The sequence below is a fragment of the Streptomyces sp. NPDC057638 genome (assembly GCF_042800315.1).
Lineage (GTDB): Bacteria > Actinomycetota > Actinomycetes > Streptomycetales > Streptomycetaceae > Streptomyces.
In genome coordinates this window covers 59592-75953 of sequence record NZ_JBHVHF010000004.1, presented here as the reverse complement: position 1 = coordinate 75953, position 16362 = coordinate 59592, and the positions used below count along the sequence as shown (strand labels likewise).

The following is a 16362-nucleotide window of genomic DNA, read 5'->3' as shown; positions in this document are numbered from 1 at the left end:
GATGTGAACCATCACCGTCACGGGCGCTGAGCCGGGCCGCGCCCGTGACGGTCACGCGGGCTCCCGCGACGGGGTGCGGATCAGCGGATGAGCCGGTTGGCGGGCAGCAGGCTCATTCCAGCCGCGGCGAGCCCTGTGCCGACCGCCGCGGGAGCGGGTATCCCGCCCATGGCCGCGAGCGCTCCCATGGTTACGCCGGCCAGGACCGAGATCAGCCCGATCAGTGCGGCACGCTGAGTCAGCAGCGCCTCGTCGTGCCCGTCGTCCTCTGTCATATCCATCCCCCTCATTATTCTCACAGATATGCTGGCCTTTGTGCCTGGTCAGCGAACCGACTGCAGGAAGTCGCCGGTGTCGTTCACGACGAAGAACGACCAGCCGTTGCGGTTCGGCGCGACCTTGGGGTTGTACGCCTGGAGTACGGCCGCCGCCGCGCCGCTCGGCGACTTGTACCGGCCCGCGGCGGGCCCGGCGACGATTTCCAGGGAGCGCGTGGCGGGGTCGTACCGCCCATCCACGCGGTTTCCCTCGTAGACGACATGCACGGCCAGGGCGGCCTCCCCCGCCGCCCCGGGTGCGGGCGTCCCGGGGGAGCGGGGCTCGTGCTCGAAGTGCTCGACCAGGCGGCGTACCGCCGCTCCTTCGCTCACTGCCCAGGCCCGTGCCAGCAGCCTCACCCGCGCATGGGTGGCGTCGTCCAGCTCGATGGTCTTGCCCGTCGTTTCGCTCATGGAGGGAATGCTACAGCACATAGTGAGAATATGAGAATGGTGAGAGCGTTTCCTGTGTCGCTTCGGGACCGGTCATGCCTCCCTCGGCCAACCTCCCACCACGGCAGGGCTCCCTGCCCCACCCCGCCGCCTCCGGCTCCGTTCGCTGACGCGGTCCTGGGAGCCACGGGACGGGACTGCCTGCCTTCTGGACCTGCGCGCCGATACCCCGCCCCGGGCGCGGACCTGGCTCGGCACGCCGACCAGGACCCGCCTGACCGGCCCTCATCGCACCCGCGCCGACCATGCCGCCTACCCCTCGCCGACGGATCGCTCGCGGACTGGTTCGACGCCATCACCCCGGTCCGCGCCCTCCCCTCGGGACACAGCTCACCGTGACGCCGCCGCGGCACCTGTCCCGGTGACAGAACGACGACCGCGTTCTCATGGGGAAGAGCTCCGGCGGCCACACCGTATGACGGAACGCCGCTCTCCGCGGGCGAGCGCTGACGCGGACAGCCCGGAGCGCGAGCAGTGGGGGAGGGGCGGGCCGCCGGCCGACGGGCTCCAGCGGAGCCTGCCCGCGAGCCACTCCCCGGTGCGCCGACGGCCAGGACAGCCACCGCGGCGGACCCCGGCCCTGAACCGGCCTCCGGCCGGTTCGACCGTGCGGCCACCGCGGCCAGTGCGGCGGCCCGGCCCTCGGCGCGTCACCGCGCCACGGCGAACTGCCGTGACGCGGCGACCCGGTACGCGGGGGACCGGACACCTCCCCGGGCGATCCGGCCTGACCGGATGGGCGGGGGAGCGCTAGAGCGGGCGGAGCCTGAAACCCTGGTTGGCGTCGGTGCTGCAGCTGTACTGGATGATGTTCGCGCCGGCCGCTTCGTCGGCGTTCTGGACGTCGAAGCACCTGAGGTCAATGGTGTGGATCGTGGACAGACCGGTGCCGGCCGGGAAGGTCAGGAAGGTCTGGGTGAACCGGGGGAGCGTTCCGCACGGGTACTGGATGATCCGTGTCCCGTTGCCGCGCTTCGCACCCTCCAGGTCCAGACACAGGTTTCCGGCGGTGCGGATCTCCACGCCGCCGGAAACGGTGTTCACCCAGAACCGCTGGGCAGCGGAGGTGCTGTCGCAGTCGGCCTGGACGAGCGGCGCACCACTGTCCTGGGTGCGCACGTCGAGACACTTGCTGGCGAAGGTCTCGATGGTGACCCGGGTTCCCGGCGGATCGGCCGGCGCGACGGCTTCCGGGGCGGCCAGGGCCGCCGTACCGGTGATGACACCCAGGGCGGCGGTTAAGACGGCCAGAGCGGTCAGCGCCTTGTGACGTGTACGCATGACGACACCTCAGTTCCTCTGTTCTCCGGGACGGCCTGCCGGAACGTGCCTGTCCCGCGGGCAGGCTGATGCTTGCCAGCGAACCCCGCGGGAAACCGCCGAGGCCGCCCCTTCAGCCATCCGGATGAGGACACCGTGGGTGCTGACGCCGTGACCGGACAGGTCGTGGAGGGAGACCGTCCACCGCACACGGCGCCCGGGTGAACTCGTCGACGCCCCAGGACGGAACGGACCCACAGCGCGGAGGCCGACGCCGACAACCTGACAGAAGGGTGCGGCACGAAGCAGCTGGCCGTGACGCTCAGCGCACCATCCCGCCACACCCGGCGCGCACCGGAACCCGGCACCCCGGCACCGCCCCACCCTCCCCCGCGCGCCGAAGCCGGCGGTCCGCCCCACCCTCGCCCATCGCCCGCCGCGCCGCCCACCCACACGATCCGCCCGGCGAGACACCCGGAGCGGATCCAGGTCCGTCAACCCTCAACTCCCTCTGAATAAACGGCAGATGACTCCTTCTAGAATCTCACCGATTTCTGTTAGCCGAGAGACAGGAGAGCATCACTGTGGCTGACTTCGACCGGGTCGCGGCCCTCTACGACCGATACCGGCCCTCATTCGAGGCGTTACGCACCGACGCACTCGCACGGCACGCACTCGGCGACGGACACGGACGGACCGCCGTGGACCTGGGAACGGGCACGGGAGCCATGGCCTTCGTGGTAGCCGAGCACGGCTACCGGGTGACGGGAATCGACCACGCGCCGCTCATGATGGAACAGGCCCGCAGATCCGCGGCCCGGCGGCGGGCGGACATCGACTTCCGGCTCGGCTCGGCCACCGACACCGGCCTGGAACCCGCCTCAGCCGACCTCGTCACCGCCTCCCAGAGCTGGCACCTCTTCGACGGGCAACAGGCCCTCACCGAGTGCCACCGCATCCTCAGACCCGGCGGCACCCTCCTGCTGACCACCTACGACTGGCTCCCCCAGCCAGGCTCCACCGCCCACCTCACCGAGGAACTGATCCGCGAGATCGACCCCGGCTGGAGAGAACACGGCGGCTCCGGCCGCCACGACCACCTGGCACCGGTGGTCGCGGGCCACGGCTTCACCTCGATCCGCACCCACACACGGCGCTTCGAGCAGCGCTACACCCTGGACGACTGGATAGGCCGCATCCGCACCAGCTCCAGCGGCGGCGCCGCCCTGCCCGACACCGAGCGGCGCGCACTGGAGGACCGCATGCGCGACACACTCTCCTCCGCCTTCCCCGACGGAGACCTCACCGTGGCCCACATCGCCTGGTCCCTGTCCGCCCGCACAACCGGCGGCACACCGCCACAACCCCAGCACGCCCTGTCCGGTACAGCCGGCCAGCACACCCCATGACCGCGGCACACCCCAGGACGACCGTCCACCCCGACGTCTTCCGCGCCTACATGAGAGCCGGCGCCCTGTGGCCGCAACTCCGCGGACCACTCAGCTGCGCCATCGCGGACGCCGCCGCACGGGCCCACCCCGCCCTCCCGCTGACCACGCTGCTCACCGCCCGCCTCAGCACCAGCCAGCTCCGGCACTCCGCCGACACCGTCCACCGCCTGCACCGCCGCTTCGCCATACCGCAGCGCGGCCCCATCGACCTCGACGGACTCCAGCAGGAGTGGGTCAAGTCCCTCAACGCCGTCGCCTTCGTCCACCTGTCCGCGCTCGGGACCGCACCCGACGACATCTACGACGGCTACGCCGACTACCTCACCCCCGCGGCACCGGCCCTGGCCCCCGCCGACCACGGCGACACCCCCCGGCGGACGACCTCCGCCCTGCGTACCGCACACGCCACGTTCACCTCGAACAGCGCCCTGGCCCGCACCTTCAAACTCACCTTCACCCCCCTCGGCCCCGCACACGGCCCCCGGGACGCGGCACTGAGCCGCATCGCCTGCATGGACGAGATCAGCCGCAGGCTCCAGGCGGCTCTGGCCGGGCACGACCCCACCACCGGCCAGACCCTCGCGATGGGCCTCGACTCCCTCGCCTACCGGCGCGCCCGCTCCCAGCTCACCGCCGCCGCGAGGTAGAGCCGCCGGCGTGGACCGGGCCCGGTACGCACGGCACCAGCACCGGGCCCGGCCCACCACCCCGCCCACCCGAAAGGCCCCTGACCCCATGCCCTACCTCATACCCCTGCTCGTCGCGGTCGCCCTCAACACCGCCGACCGCGCCCTCACCCGCGCGGCCCTGCGCCGGCACAGCGACCGGGCGGACCACTTCCTCCTCGTCTACCAGCTCACCAGCACCCTGCTCACCGCCCCCTTCGCCCTCCACGCCCTCCTCGGCCCCGCTCACCCCATCAGCAGCCTCGACACACAGGCCCTGCTCATCGCCCTCGCCGCGGTCACCTGCTGGAGCGTCTACTCGGTCAGCGCGTTCCGCAGCGCCGCACTCCTCGAACTGTCCGTCGCGGCGACCATCAGCCGCCTGCGCCTCGTCCTCGCGGCCTTCTTCGGCGTGGTCCTCTTCGGCGAGACGATCAGCCCGACGCACGGCGTGGGCCTGGCCGTCCTGCTCGCCGCCTACATCCCGCTCACCCGACTGCCGCGCGAACAACTCCACCGCAAGGGCCTCGCCTACGCCGCCCTGTCGACCCTGGCCATCACCCTGGCCCTGATCTCGGACAAGGCCCTCACCACCTGGCTGGACCCGGCCGTCATCCTCTTCCTCGGCTTCGCGGGCACCACGCTGACCAGCCTCGTCCTCAACCGGGGCATCAAAGCCGCCGCCCTCCGGCCCGTCCTGCTGCCAGCCGCCCTCGCCGGAACAGCCGGCGCCGCCGGCTACTACGGCCTGCTCCTCGCCCTGGCGAAGGGACCCGTCGGCGTCATCCTGCCCGTCTACCAGAGCTCAGCCTTCCTCTACGTCCTGATCGGCATCGTCGCGCTCGGCGAGACGACCGGATGGCGGCGCAAGATCCTCTCCGCCGCCGTATCCCTGCTGGGGACCGCACTCGTCCTGTACGGCTGACCGGCGCGGGGCAGAGGGCTTGGCTGATGCCGTCCGGGACGGTTCAACGCACCGGGGCGGATGGCCGCGTTTGCACCTGCCGTAGCGTGATGTGATCAGGTGGAGCCGTCCTCGTTCGTCCGCGAAAGGCCCCTCGCTGATGCCCCTGTCCTTCCTCGTGTCACGGCAGTCCAGGATCGGTGACGTGGCGGCCCTCGTGGGCACGACACCGCGGGCCATCCGGCACTACCACGACATGGGCCTGATCCCCGAGCCCGGACGGGGCGGCGACGGCCGCCGCCGCTACGGCTTCCACGACGTGGTCCGGCTGCTGTGGATCCGCAGGATGGCCGACGCGGGAATCGCCCTGGACGACATCCGTACGGCCTTCACCACCCCCATGACCGGGACCGGCGCACGCGACGATGACGGCATCGAGGCCACCCTGGCCCGGCTGGAGGAGACCCTCACCGCCCAGGAGGCCGAGCTCGCCCGCCAGCGGGCCCGCGTGCGGCGGATGCGCGCCGAGGGCAGCCGGATGGGCCTCCTCTGCGAGGCGGTCACCGGCCGCCTGAAGAAGCTCCCCGAGGGCGCGCTGCGCCAGGCGGACCTGGACACCCTGCTCGTCACCGAGCGGATCTTCGGCCCTCTCGGCGCGGCCGTACAGGCATCCCGGTTCATCGCGCTGGCCACCCATCCCGAACTCCGGGCCCAGTGCGACCGGGTGGACGCCGCCGAGGAGACACTCGACGACACCGTCGCCGTCGACGACCCGCGCGTCGCCGAGACGGCCGCCCAGCGCCACGCCTTCGAGAAGACCCTGATGACGGTGATCGAAGCCTCAGGCATCGCGGAGGACGAAGCAGCCCTCCTCGACGCCCTGGACGCCGCTCACCTCCAGGACACCGACGACACACCGGACCCGGATGCCGAAGACGGTGGCATGAGCGCGTTCGAGGCGGTCACCAAGCTGCCCCACGGCTTCTCCCCGGCCCGGGTGCGCTGCGCGGAACTGGCCCAGGAACTCGCCACCCGCGACTGAGCGCCCGCGCCGCAGCCGCCCGCGCCACGAGACGTACGGTGAGCGATATCCCGGCGAGAAGGCGGGGCTCCCCGCGCGAGGGGGCCGCCGCCCGTTCCGCAGGGCCCTCCCCGAACACCCGGTGCCCACGACGCGGCGCCTCGCGGGCGAGGGTCCTTCCCGGGGCGCCCCCCGTGGACACGCAGGCCGGCGCCCGGCGTCTTGGCGGGAGAATCCCCGAACAGATGAGCCGCGATCCGGGCCGACGGCCCGTGGCACATCCGGGCCCCCGGCGCCCCACGCGCCGCACGGACGACCCGCACCGCCGCCTCACCGCGGAACCCAGGTGTGACCGGATCGGTCCGGACCAGGACCTGATGCGGCCTGTCACCACCCCGGGCGCGCCGGTCAGGCTGGGGAGCGTGACCCGAGCACTGATCGTCATCGATGTCCAGGAATCCTTCCGCGCCCGCCCGCTGTGGGAGACCATCTCCCACCCGAAGATCGCCGACCAGGTGAACCGACTGGTCCACCTCGCCCGCCAGGCCGGGGACCTGGTGGTGTGGGTGCTGCATTCCGAACCCGGCAGCGGCGATGTCTTCGACCCCGCTCTCGGCCATGTCCGGCTGATGGAGGAACTGGACCGCCTGGAGACGGAACCACTGATCCACAAGACCTCGCACAACGCGTTCACCACCACCAACCTGCAGCACATCCTCACCGAGCACGGCATCCACGAGCTCACCGTCTGCGGCATCCGTACCGAACAGTGCGTGGAGACCACCACCCGCGTCGCCGGCGACCTCGGCTATCAGGTCACCTTCGTCACCGACGCCACCGCGACCAACCCCATCCCGCACCGCGACGCCCCCGCCGACCAGAGCATCGCCGAACTGCTGTCGGACCCGCGCACCCTCAGCGCCGAGGAAATCATCAGACGCACCGAGTACGCCCTCGCCGGACGCTTCGCCACCATCGCCACCATCGAACAACTGGAGGCCGCGGCCGCGCCCCTGGCATGATGACCAGATCGTGAGCCACATCGCCTTCCTCCTGGTGCCCGGACTCCATCTGCTGGACCTGGCAGGCCCCGCACAGGTCTTCTCCACGGCCTCCGACCTCGGGCACCCCTACACACTCAGCTACATCGCCGACCAGCCACTGGTCCCCACAGCACAGGGCCTGCCACTGGCGGCCCGGCCCGACTGGCCCGAACTCGGCCCCGACGACCTGATCGTGGTACCCGGCTGGCGGGCACCCACCCTGGCCGCAGGCCCCGCCCTCGGCGCGGCCTCCCTGCGGTCCCTGCGCGACCACCACTCCCGGGGCGGAACCGTCGCCAGCGTCTGCGCCGGAGCCGAGGCCCTCGGCCGGGCCGGCCTGCTCGACGGCCGCCGCTGCACCACCCACCACGACGTGCAGGACGAACTCGCACGCCGCTACCCCAGGGCCACAGTCATCCGCGACGTCCTCCACACCACCGACGACCGGGTCGTCACCTCGGCCGGCATCGCCAGCGGCATCGACCTGGCCCTGCACCTGGTCGCCACCCGACACGGCCCCGCCGTCGCCGCCCAGGTGGCCCGCGACATGGTCGTCTACGCGCGGCGCAACGGCCACGAACCCCAGACCAGCGCGATGCTCCGCCACCGATCCCACCTCAACGACACCGTGCACCGCGCCCAGGACCTGCTCGACGCCCGCTTCGACCAGCCGCTGCCCCTGCCCGCCCTCGCCGCGGCCGTGGGCGTGAGCGAACGCACCCTCACCCGCCTCTTCACCCGCGCCACCGGCGGCCTCACCCCGCTGCGCTACCAGCAGACCCTCCGCCTCGAACGCGCCGAACACCTCATCAGCCACGGCGCCACACGCGACGCCGCCGCCCGCGCGGTCGGCTTCGAGGACCCCCGCATGCTGCGCCGGCTCAGAGCCCGCCAGACCTGACCGGCAGCCACGCCGAGGCGCTCTGCCCACCGGACCAGGGCGCCGCGGCCTGGCGGACATGACGGCGGACGCCGCGCTGATCACCGTGGGCCCGAGGGACCACTACTCCCCTCGGCAGGCCCCGGCGGGTCAGGCCCGCCGACCGGCAGAGGCTCTCTTGGGGAGCTCAGGCGGAGGCCGGTGTCCCGGGCGGGCGGCGCAGCGGCCGGGGCTCGGCGGCCCGTGGCCTCACGCCGGGGGAGGAGGTCACCGGGGCCCAGCCGCGCCGGGCCGTCACCGTCCCGCAACGGCTCATCTCTGCGAAAGCAGCTCATCGGGCAAGCCGAGATGGCGGCGCAGTGCCTGCCGGCCGAGGGGCGTGACAGCGACGGCGCGCGTGGTACCGACAGGAGTGATCCAGCCCGCGTCGAACGCATGACGGCACAGGGCGGCACCGACGGCACCCGCCAGGTGAGGGCGGCGTTCGGTCCAGTCCAGACATGACCGTACCGAGGGCCGGCGCGTGCCGTCCGGGACGGTGACACCGAGCTCACCGAGCCAGATCGCACCGGCACCGGTCAGCCCGAGCCCATGCTCCAAGTCCAGCAGCTCTCGGTCGAGCATCGCCTCGGTGATGGCCACCCCGACGGTCCCGGCGAGGTGGTCATAGCAGGTGCGGGCATGGGCGAGGGCCTGCCGGCGGCCAGCCGCCGACAGGGAACGGGGTGCCGGGATGCGGTCCGGTGCCATCGCGGCGAGGCTCTCGATCAGCTCGGCTACCTGCACACCGGCCAGCCGCACATAGCGGTGGCGGCCCTGCCGCTCCTCGGCCAGCAGGTTCCCGCGGACGAGCGCATGCAAGTGCTCAGTCGCGGTCGAGGGCGCCACCCCCGCATGACGCGCCAGCTCCGTCGCTGTCCAGGCCCGGCCGTCGAGCAGGGCCAGACAGAACCCCGCCCGCGTACCATCGGCCAGAAGCTTCGCCACGGTAGCCAGGTCAGGACCGGCCCCCTGCACGCGCTGCATGTCCATGCGGTCCATTATCCCCGGTGACACTTCGGCCCCGGCCGAAGTGAGCGGCCCCTAGCCTTCCCGTCATGAACACGGCACCTCCCAGCACCCTGCCCGCACCGACAGCCGCCACCCACCTGGCGATCGAACCGAGCATCCTGTACTTCGGCACGCCCGTGGTGCTCCTGTCGACAGAGAATCAGGACGGCTCGTTCAACCTCGCCCCGATCTCATCCGCATGGGCCCTCGGGAAGACGGTGGTCATCGGACTGGGCCATGAAGGGCAGACCGCGTACAACCTGGGCAGCCGCCCCGGCCTGGTCATCAACCTGCCCGCCCCCCTCCAGTGGCCGGCCGTGGAGCGGCTGGCACCACTGACCGGCCGGAATCCCGTGCCCTCCGGCAAACCCAAGGACTGCCGCTTCGAACCGGACAAGTTCGCCGCCGCGGGCCTGACCAGCGAGCCCTCCCATCTCGTCCGGCCGCCTCGCGTCGCCGGATTCCCGATCCAGCTGGAGGCCCGGGCCGAGCGGGTGCGGCCGGATGCCTCCGGGGAGTTCGTCATCGTCGAGGCCCTCGTGCGCAAGGTGCACGCCGACTCCCGCATCGTCATTCCGGGCACCGGCCACATCGACCCCGCCGCCTGGAGCCCCCTCATCTACAACTTCCGCCACTACTTCGGACTCGGCCCGGAACTCGGCCACTCCTACCGCACCCAGACACCCCGCGACACCGAGGGGCCTGCCGCGGAACCCGCACGCACCCACACCACCACCACCTGACATCAGACGGTCCCCGCCGGGAGAGATGCCCTTGCCCGACCACTGCTGGGGCACAGGGCGTTCAGCGGGTCGATACACCTAGTGCTGTGGCCGGAAAGGTTTGCCGTGGGCCCGCGGCGTTCGGTGTGGTGCATCGCAAGGCGGAGGTCCACGGCTCGTACTGGACGTACTTGCGTGGTCCGACAACGCGGCGAGGTGCCGTGCCGGGCGTCGCGGGCCGGTGAACCTTTCCGGCCACACCACTAGCTCGCCCCGCAGTCGACAACCGCCTGGCCAGGAGGACCTCGTGGAGCCGGGGCCACACATCGACCTCGGTCCACTCGGCCAGGCGGCGCCAGCATGTCGTGCCTGACCGAAGCCGAGCTCCTGCGGCAGGTGCTCCCAGGAGATCCCAGTGTGCAGCACGAACAGGATGCCCTGGAACACCAGTCGGTCCGGATGCCGCTTGGCCCAGGATGCCGGAATCGGCGTTCGACCTTGGGTAACAGCGGTTCGATCACCGCCCACAACTCGTCATCGACATCCCACGGCTTCGGCCGAGCCACCCCACACCCCCGGATCATCAATCCCAGAGCGATCCAACCACCTCGAAGATCATCCGGTGGACCACGAGGTACGGCAGGGTGCGAAGCACACCCTCGCGCGCGGGAGACGTCGGCTGCCGGCGCAACCAGGCTTCGCTGCTTCGCAACGATCCTGACTGTGCGCCGGACACCCGCGGAGCACACACCACACTGCCCCCAGGGCGCGTCAGCTGTTCCGGAGTCGCGACCTCTGGACTGGCGCCTCCTTGCTGCCGCAGGCACCCTGAAGTGGTTCCGCTTCCACTGCCCGCCTCCCTGCCCGGCAAGGGCTCGCTTGCAGGGGACCGCAGCGTGATGCGCGGGACCAGAGTGAGAGGAACAGCCGTCTGGGCAGAGACAGGCGGTTGGCGTCATCCACCGCCCTCCTGCGGCCTGTTCCGCTCATCCTCACCATCCGTGCACATCTCCAGGCAAATGTTCCTCATAGTGCCGGTGTGTACCGTGCGGCGAGATCGAGCCGACCAGGCGAGGCAGCCCCAGGTGATCGCTGCGTGATGGATTGGTGACGGTTTGTTTTCGGTCGTGCTCGTTGTGTCGCCTTGTTGGGCACATCCCGCCTCTGGATGATCGCCTCCTCACAGCCAACATCACAGACGGGGCGGGCATTGTCCACGGTGGGAAGATGGCGCCGGGCGGCCGTGTGCTGCGCGGCAGGGGTCACACTGACAGCGGGGTTAGGCCTGTCCACCGCGACACCGGCCACGGCTGCCGCGTGCGCGGGCGGTGTGGATTCCGATTTCAACGGTGACGGCCTGCGGGACACGGCGATCGCCGACCCCGAGGCCACCGTCGCCGGCAAGGAACGCGCCGGACTGATCCGGGTCATCCTCGGCGGCGGCAAGGGAGTCGTCGAAGTCTCCCAGAGCATGCCGAACATCCTGGACACAGCGGAGGAAGGAGACCAGTTCGGCTTCTCCTTCTCCTCCTACGACGCCGACCTCGACGGATGCAGCGACCTGGCCGTCGGGGTCCCGTACGAAGACGTCGGCGACATCACGGACGCGGGCACGGTCCACCTCCTCTACGGCTCCCCGTCCGGGATCGGGCAGGCCCGCGACTCCGTGTTCACCCAGGGCGCCACCCAGCGCCTGGGCGACACCGCCGAAGTCGGCGACCTCGTCGGCTACTCCGTCGCCACCACCACGTCCTCCACCTCCACCCCCTACCTGCTCATCGGCACCCCGGGAGAAGACACCGGGACTGTGGCGGACGCGGGCATGGTGAGCGCGGTCTACGGGGCCGCGGCCCAGGTGGCGGCCATCACCCAGGACAGCCCCGGGGTCTGGGAAGGGTCCGAGGCCCACGACCGGTTCGGGTTCTCCCTCGCCGCCGCCGGGAACTGGTTCACCGTCGGCGCCCCGGGAGAGTCCACCGGATCCGTCAAGGCCGTCGGCGCGATCACCGTCTTCAAGGCATCGCTGAACACCAGCGGGATCCCCGACCCCGCCTGGGGGGCGTTCCAGCAGCGCCGCATGCTGACTAGCGACAGCGGCGCCGAGGCCGGCGACGGCTTCGGCACGGCACTGGGCATGGCCGCACACCGCCCCGCCACCGCGGCTACCCCCACCGACGCGCTCATCGCCATCGGCGTGCCCGGCGAGGATTACGGCTCCATCGCCGACACCGGGGGCGTCCAGATCGCCCAGGTCACCGCCACCGGCGAGGCCGCCTGGCACGGATGGATCCAGCAGGGCAGAGCGGGCGTCCACGGCCTGGCCGAGCCGGGAGACCGCTTCGGCCAGGCCCTCGCCGCCGCCAACACCAGCCCGTCCGCCGTCAGCACGGCCGCGACCATGCGCCTGGCGATCGGTGTACCGGGCGAGGACACCGACGACGACACCGGCACCCCGCTGACCGACACCGGGGGAGTGGCACTGATGCCGCTCCTGGGCAGCGCCGGCGCCGAGGACGTATGGCTGGAGGCTGGGGACGGCCTGCCCGCGACGGCCGCCAGCCATCTCCTGGCCGGGCTGAACCTCTTCGCCACCCGCTCCGCGCTCTACGTCGGGCTGCCCTACGCCCGCAGCACGGACCGCGCCGTCCACTACTACCCGTGGTCCACCGGCGCGGGCGGCAGCCCGGCCCAGAGCTGGCGGCCCGGCACGGGCGGCATCCCGGCGGAGAACACCGCCTTCGGCACCGCAACCCGCTAACCGGCGCGCGACCGGTATCTGACCAGAACCTTCAGCACTGATGACCCACGAGGTGGAGACAGCGTGTCCACAGCACGACGGCGCCGCGGCAGATGGACGGCGGCAGGCGCGATGGCCATGGTGACCCTGTTACTGGCCACCAGCGGCCAGTTCGCCGCCGCAGAAGACGGCGGCGACGATGCACGCACCGTCCGCACACACCAGGACGAGGCAGCCCGGGCCCGCCTCACAGCGGCCGTCGCCCAGGGCCTGCCGACCGAATCACAAGCCCAGCAAGCAGCCGCGGCGGCCCAGGCACCCGTCGAGGTCACCGGAATGCGGCAGGAACGCCGCACCGTCATCGCCAACCCCGACGGCTCCTTCACCGCCACCGAACACCTCGAACCCGTCCGGGCCCTGGCCAAGGGCCAATGGCAGCCCATCGACACCCGCCTCGCCAAGTCCCCGGACGGCCGCTGGCGCCCGAAGGCCACCACCATGGAACTCGCGATCTCCGACGGCGGAACCGGCCCGTTCGCCACCGTCCGCAAAGCCGGCCGCGAGTTAGCCCTGACCTGGCCGGGCCCCGCACTGCCCGCCCCCGCGGTCACCGCCGACACCGCCACCTACACCGAGGTCCTGCCCGGCGTCGACCTGGTGGTGCGCGCCGAGGCGGAAGGGTTCACCCACTTCGTCGTCATCAAGACCCCGCAGGCCGCGGCCAACCCCGACATCGCCCGGATCGACCTCGGCCTGCGCACGGAAGCCCTGTCCGTCCTCAAGACCCCCTCCGGGGCGCTCCAGGCCGTCGACCCCCAGTCCCAGGGGACCGTCTTCGAGACGGCTGAACCCGTCATGTGGGACACCCCCGCCTCACCGGGGCCCGCGTCCGCCCCGCACGGAGGCCGGGCCGCCCCCCCGTCTGGTGTCCCCGGCAGCGGGCTCACCCCTCACCCCGGCCCCGGACGCCACCATTGCTCCGGTCGACGTGGCCGTCGGCAACGGGAGCCTCACGCTCATCCCCGACGCCCGGCTGCTGGCCAACCCCGCCGCGTTCCCGATCGTCATCGACCCCCCGGTGAGCACCCCCAGCTCCGCCTGTACCTCCGTCATCAAAGGCATGCCGAACGAACAGAACTGGAAGTTCTCCGGCAGCCAGGGCATGGGCAAATGCCCGACCGACTACAGCGCCAAATCCTGCGACGGCATCGACACCCGCCGCCTGATGTACACGATCCCGCTCACCGCCTACCGCACCAACATGACGATCCTGGAAGCCACCTTCTCCGCCCGGGTCGCCTTCATCTACAGCGCCCAGCCGACCCCCGAACCCGTGCGCCTCTACCGCGTCGGCCCCAAGGACTTCGGCGTTACCTCCGCCAGCAGCTGGAGCAACACCGACACCCTGTGGGACGCCCACCTCGCCACCGTCGACAAGGCGATCTCCCCGACCGCCTGCAGCAGCCCGGCCAACCTCCACTTCGAGTCCGCCGCGACCGGCACTCTCGCCAAGACCGTCCAGAGCGCGGTGAAGAGCGGCTGGTCCAAGATCACCTTCGGTCTGCGGGCCGCCGATGAGAGCCGCTTCGCCGAGTGGAAGCGCCTGTGCGGCAACGCCTACCTCGCCGTCACTTACAACCGGCCCCCGGCCACCCTGACCGCGGCCAAGCTCTCCAGCGATCCCGGCGGCCTGTGCTCCACCGCCGCATCCGGCGCGCGCGTCAGCCGCCTGCCCAAGCTCTACGCCCAGCCCAGCGACCCCGATCACAGCCCGGCCGAGGCCGAACCCGTCAAGGTCGAGTACAAGATCTCCTGGACGGATACGGCCGGTGCCGCCCAGACCTATGCCGCGGTGACGGGGATGCTCTCACCCGGGGCGACCTTCCAGCACCAGGTCGTCGACCGCAAGGGCCGGGTGATCCCGGAGAACGCCGTGGTCAGCTGGATGGCCCGGGTCAGCGACGGCGTGGTGTGGAGCCCCTGGAGCCCCGCCTGCCGCTTCGTCATCGACAAGAACGTGCCCGGCGCCCCACTGGTGCACTCCCTGGACTTCCCCCGCGAACGCAGCGGCGCGGGCATCGGCACCCCGGGCGAGTTCACCTTCATCCCCAACGATGAAGACGGCTTCGACGACGCCGTCACCAAGTACACGTACGACTTCGACTCCGACAACCAGCCCCCCGCCCACCTCACCCCGGCCCGGCCCGGCGAGAGCGTGACCGTCCGCTGGACCCCGCACCTGCGCGGCGGCCACAAACTGATCGTCACCTCCTACGACGGCGCGAACAACGCCAGCGAGGAGACGACGTACTTCTTCCACGCCGTCGCCGGAGCCCCCGCGACCGGACAGTGGAACCTCGACGACGGCCCGCAGGCCCAGGCCGCCCGCGATGCCGCCGGGAACCACCCCGCCCGCATCGGCCCCAAGGTCAAACGCGGCACCCCAGGCAACGGCACCGCCGCCGACCACGTCATGGACCTCGACGGAACCACCGGCTCCTACCTGGAGACGGACACCTCCGTCCTCGACACCGACGAAGGATTCTCCGTCAGCGCCTGGGTGAAGCCGGACATCACCAGCCGGGACATGACCGCCCTGGCCCAGAGCGGTACCGGCGAACCCGGATTCCGGCTCGGCTACCAGGCAGCCAAGAAGACCTGGGAATTCTCCGTTCCCACCACCGACATCCAGGCGATGAACGAGACCACCCTCACCGCCACCACCGCCCGCACCTGCCCGGACGGCACCAGAGCGCCCGTCTGCTCCGGCCAGTGGCGCCACCTCACCGGCGTCTACGACCCCGGCGCCATCAAGCCCCTCAAACTCTACGTGGACGGCCAGCTCGCGGCCGAAGCCGACCGCCCCGCCCCCTGGCAGGCCCACGGCACCTTCCAGATGGGCCGCGAACGCGCCCGGACCGGCTACCGCGCCCACTGGAACGGACAGCTCGCCGACGTCCGCGCCTACAACCGCGCCACCACCGCCAACGAGATCACCACGATGGTGGCGACCAAAGTCGACCGCCTGGGCTACTGGGATCTCGATGCCGCCAGCGGCAAAACCCTCGCCGAAGCCAGCGGCGGACCGGCACTGACCATGGCCGGCGGCGCCACCCACTACGCCGAGACCATGACCGACGTCGAAAGCGGCAACACCCTCATGCTCAAGGCCGCCGCCGACGGCACCCTCACCCCCGGCGGACGCCTGATCCTGAAGAGCAACGGCTACGCCGCCACCACCACCGCCCCCCTGCCCGGCACCGGCAGCTTCTCCGTCACCGCCCGCGTCCGCCTCTCCAGCCGCACCGCCACCACCACCCAGACCCTGCTCGCCCTGCCCGGCACCACCACCAACCGGTTCGCCGTCCGCTTCACCGCCTCCACCAACGGCCTGCCCGGACACTGGGAACTCGTCGTCCCCAAGGAAGCCGGCTCCGAGAAACCCGCCGCCGTGGCCCGCGCCTACGCCGACGGCCTCCCCGACGAAGGCATCGGCCAGTTCATCACCGTCACCTACGACGCCCTCACCCAGCGCCTGAGCCTCTACGTCGACGCCGTCGCCGCCGAACCCAACCCCGGCGACCCCACACCCGTCTCCGGCCACGTCGACGGCGTCCTCATGACCTGGCCCGCCACCACCGGCCTCCAGGTAGGCCGCGCCCGCACCGGCAGCGGCACCTTCGGCGACTACCTCGCCGGCGAAGTCGACGACATCCGCGTCTACCACGGAGTCCTCGACCGCCCCACCATCACCCAGCTGACAGACAACTACACCAAACCCGCGCTGTAACCCACCTGGTCCGTGGCCGCCCCCTCTGCTCACCCTCGGGGCGGCCACGCACCCCACCGGTGTGACCCT

The 16362-nt window shown here is 71.5% G+C and carries 13 protein-coding genes and 1 pseudogene; 9 read left to right on the top strand and 5 right to left on the bottom strand.

Annotation, left to right across the window (positions count from 1 at the left end):
• Window positions 1-80: 80 nt before the first annotated feature.
• The 3 genes from ACFVIM_RS01320 to ACFVIM_RS01310 all read right to left on the bottom strand — a co-directional run bounded on the left by ACFVIM_RS01320 (window position 81) and on the right by ACFVIM_RS01310 (window position 2051).
• On the bottom strand, window positions 81-281 hold the full coding sequence (locus ACFVIM_RS01320) for a hypothetical protein (RefSeq protein WP_384297148.1): 201 nt from the start codon (window positions 279-281) through the stop codon (window positions 81-83).
• A gap of 42 nt (window positions 282-323) precedes the next feature.
• Entirely contained in the window at window positions 324-731 is a 408-nt protein-coding gene (locus tag ACFVIM_RS01315) for a hypothetical protein (protein WP_384297146.1), read from the bottom strand.
• A gap of 789 nt (window positions 732-1520) precedes the next feature.
• Complete coding sequence (locus ACFVIM_RS01310) at window positions 1521-2051, bottom strand: RICIN domain-containing protein (protein WP_384297144.1); 531 nt, start codon at window positions 2049-2051, stop codon at window positions 1521-1523.
• 563 nt (window positions 2052-2614) lie between these two features.
• Between ACFVIM_RS01310 and ACFVIM_RS01305 the strand changes: the two genes are divergently transcribed.
• The 6 genes from ACFVIM_RS01305 to ACFVIM_RS01280 all read left to right on the top strand — a co-directional run bounded on the left by ACFVIM_RS01305 (window position 2615) and on the right by ACFVIM_RS01280 (window position 8015).
• On the top strand, window positions 2615-3439 hold the full coding sequence (locus ACFVIM_RS01305; RefSeq protein WP_384297143.1) for a methyltransferase domain-containing protein: 825 nt from the start codon (window positions 2615-2617) through the stop codon (window positions 3437-3439).
• Entirely contained in the window at window positions 3436-4128 is a 693-nt protein-coding gene (locus ACFVIM_RS01300; RefSeq protein ID WP_384297141.1) for a hypothetical protein, read from the top strand. Before ACFVIM_RS01305 ends, ACFVIM_RS01300 begins: the two co-directional genes overlap by 4 nt.
• A gap of 88 nt (window positions 4129-4216) precedes the next feature.
• Window positions 4217-5071: a hypothetical protein gene (locus ACFVIM_RS01295; protein WP_384297140.1), complete on the top strand. Its 855-nt coding sequence runs from the start codon at window positions 4217-4219 to the stop codon at window positions 5069-5071.
• Between the two features lie 139 nt (window positions 5072-5210).
• Complete coding sequence (locus tag ACFVIM_RS01290) at window positions 5211-6092, top strand: MerR family transcriptional regulator (RefSeq protein ID WP_384297139.1); 882 nt, start codon at window positions 5211-5213, stop codon at window positions 6090-6092.
• A gap of 401 nt (window positions 6093-6493) precedes the next feature.
• Window positions 6494-7093, top strand: coding sequence for an isochorismatase family protein (locus ACFVIM_RS01285; protein WP_384297137.1), 600 nt, complete (start codon window positions 6494-6496; stop codon window positions 7091-7093).
• A gap of 10 nt (window positions 7094-7103) precedes the next feature.
• Window positions 7104-8015, top strand: a complete 912-nt coding sequence (locus ACFVIM_RS01280; RefSeq protein WP_384297136.1) for a GlxA family transcriptional regulator — start codon at window positions 7104-7106, stop codon at window positions 8013-8015.
• Window positions 8016-8306: 291 nt separating this feature from the next.
• Here ACFVIM_RS01280 and ACFVIM_RS01275 read toward each other — a convergent pair whose 3' ends face one another.
• Window positions 8307-9035, bottom strand: a complete 729-nt coding sequence (locus ACFVIM_RS01275) for an ArsR/SmtB family transcription factor (protein WP_384297135.1) — start codon at window positions 9033-9035, stop codon at window positions 8307-8309.
• Between the two features lie 56 nt (window positions 9036-9091).
• On the opposite strand from ACFVIM_RS01275, the gene ACFVIM_RS01270 reads away from it, so the two are divergent.
• Window positions 9092-9787: a flavin reductase family protein gene (locus tag ACFVIM_RS01270; RefSeq protein ID WP_384297134.1), complete on the top strand. Its 696-nt coding sequence runs from the start codon at window positions 9092-9094 to the stop codon at window positions 9785-9787.
• A 274-nt stretch (window positions 9788-10061) separates the two neighbouring features.
• Here ACFVIM_RS01270 and ACFVIM_RS01265 read toward each other — a convergent pair.
• A pseudogene (locus tag ACFVIM_RS01265) lies at window positions 10062-10332 on the bottom strand (transposase); the annotation flags it as partial.
• Between the two features lie 764 nt (window positions 10333-11096).
• Here ACFVIM_RS01265 and ACFVIM_RS01260 point away from each other — a divergent pair.
• Together ACFVIM_RS01260 and ACFVIM_RS01255 are read left to right on the top strand one after the other, a co-directional pair.
• Window positions 11097-12524: a VCBS repeat-containing protein gene (locus tag ACFVIM_RS01260; protein WP_384297132.1), complete on the top strand. Its 1428-nt coding sequence runs from the start codon at window positions 11097-11099 to the stop codon at window positions 12522-12524.
• 904 nt (window positions 12525-13428) lie between these two features.
• Window positions 13429-16293, top strand: a complete 2865-nt coding sequence (locus ACFVIM_RS01255) for a LamG domain-containing protein (protein ID WP_384297131.1) — start codon at window positions 13429-13431, stop codon at window positions 16291-16293.
• Window positions 16294-16362: the final 69 nt, after the last annotated feature.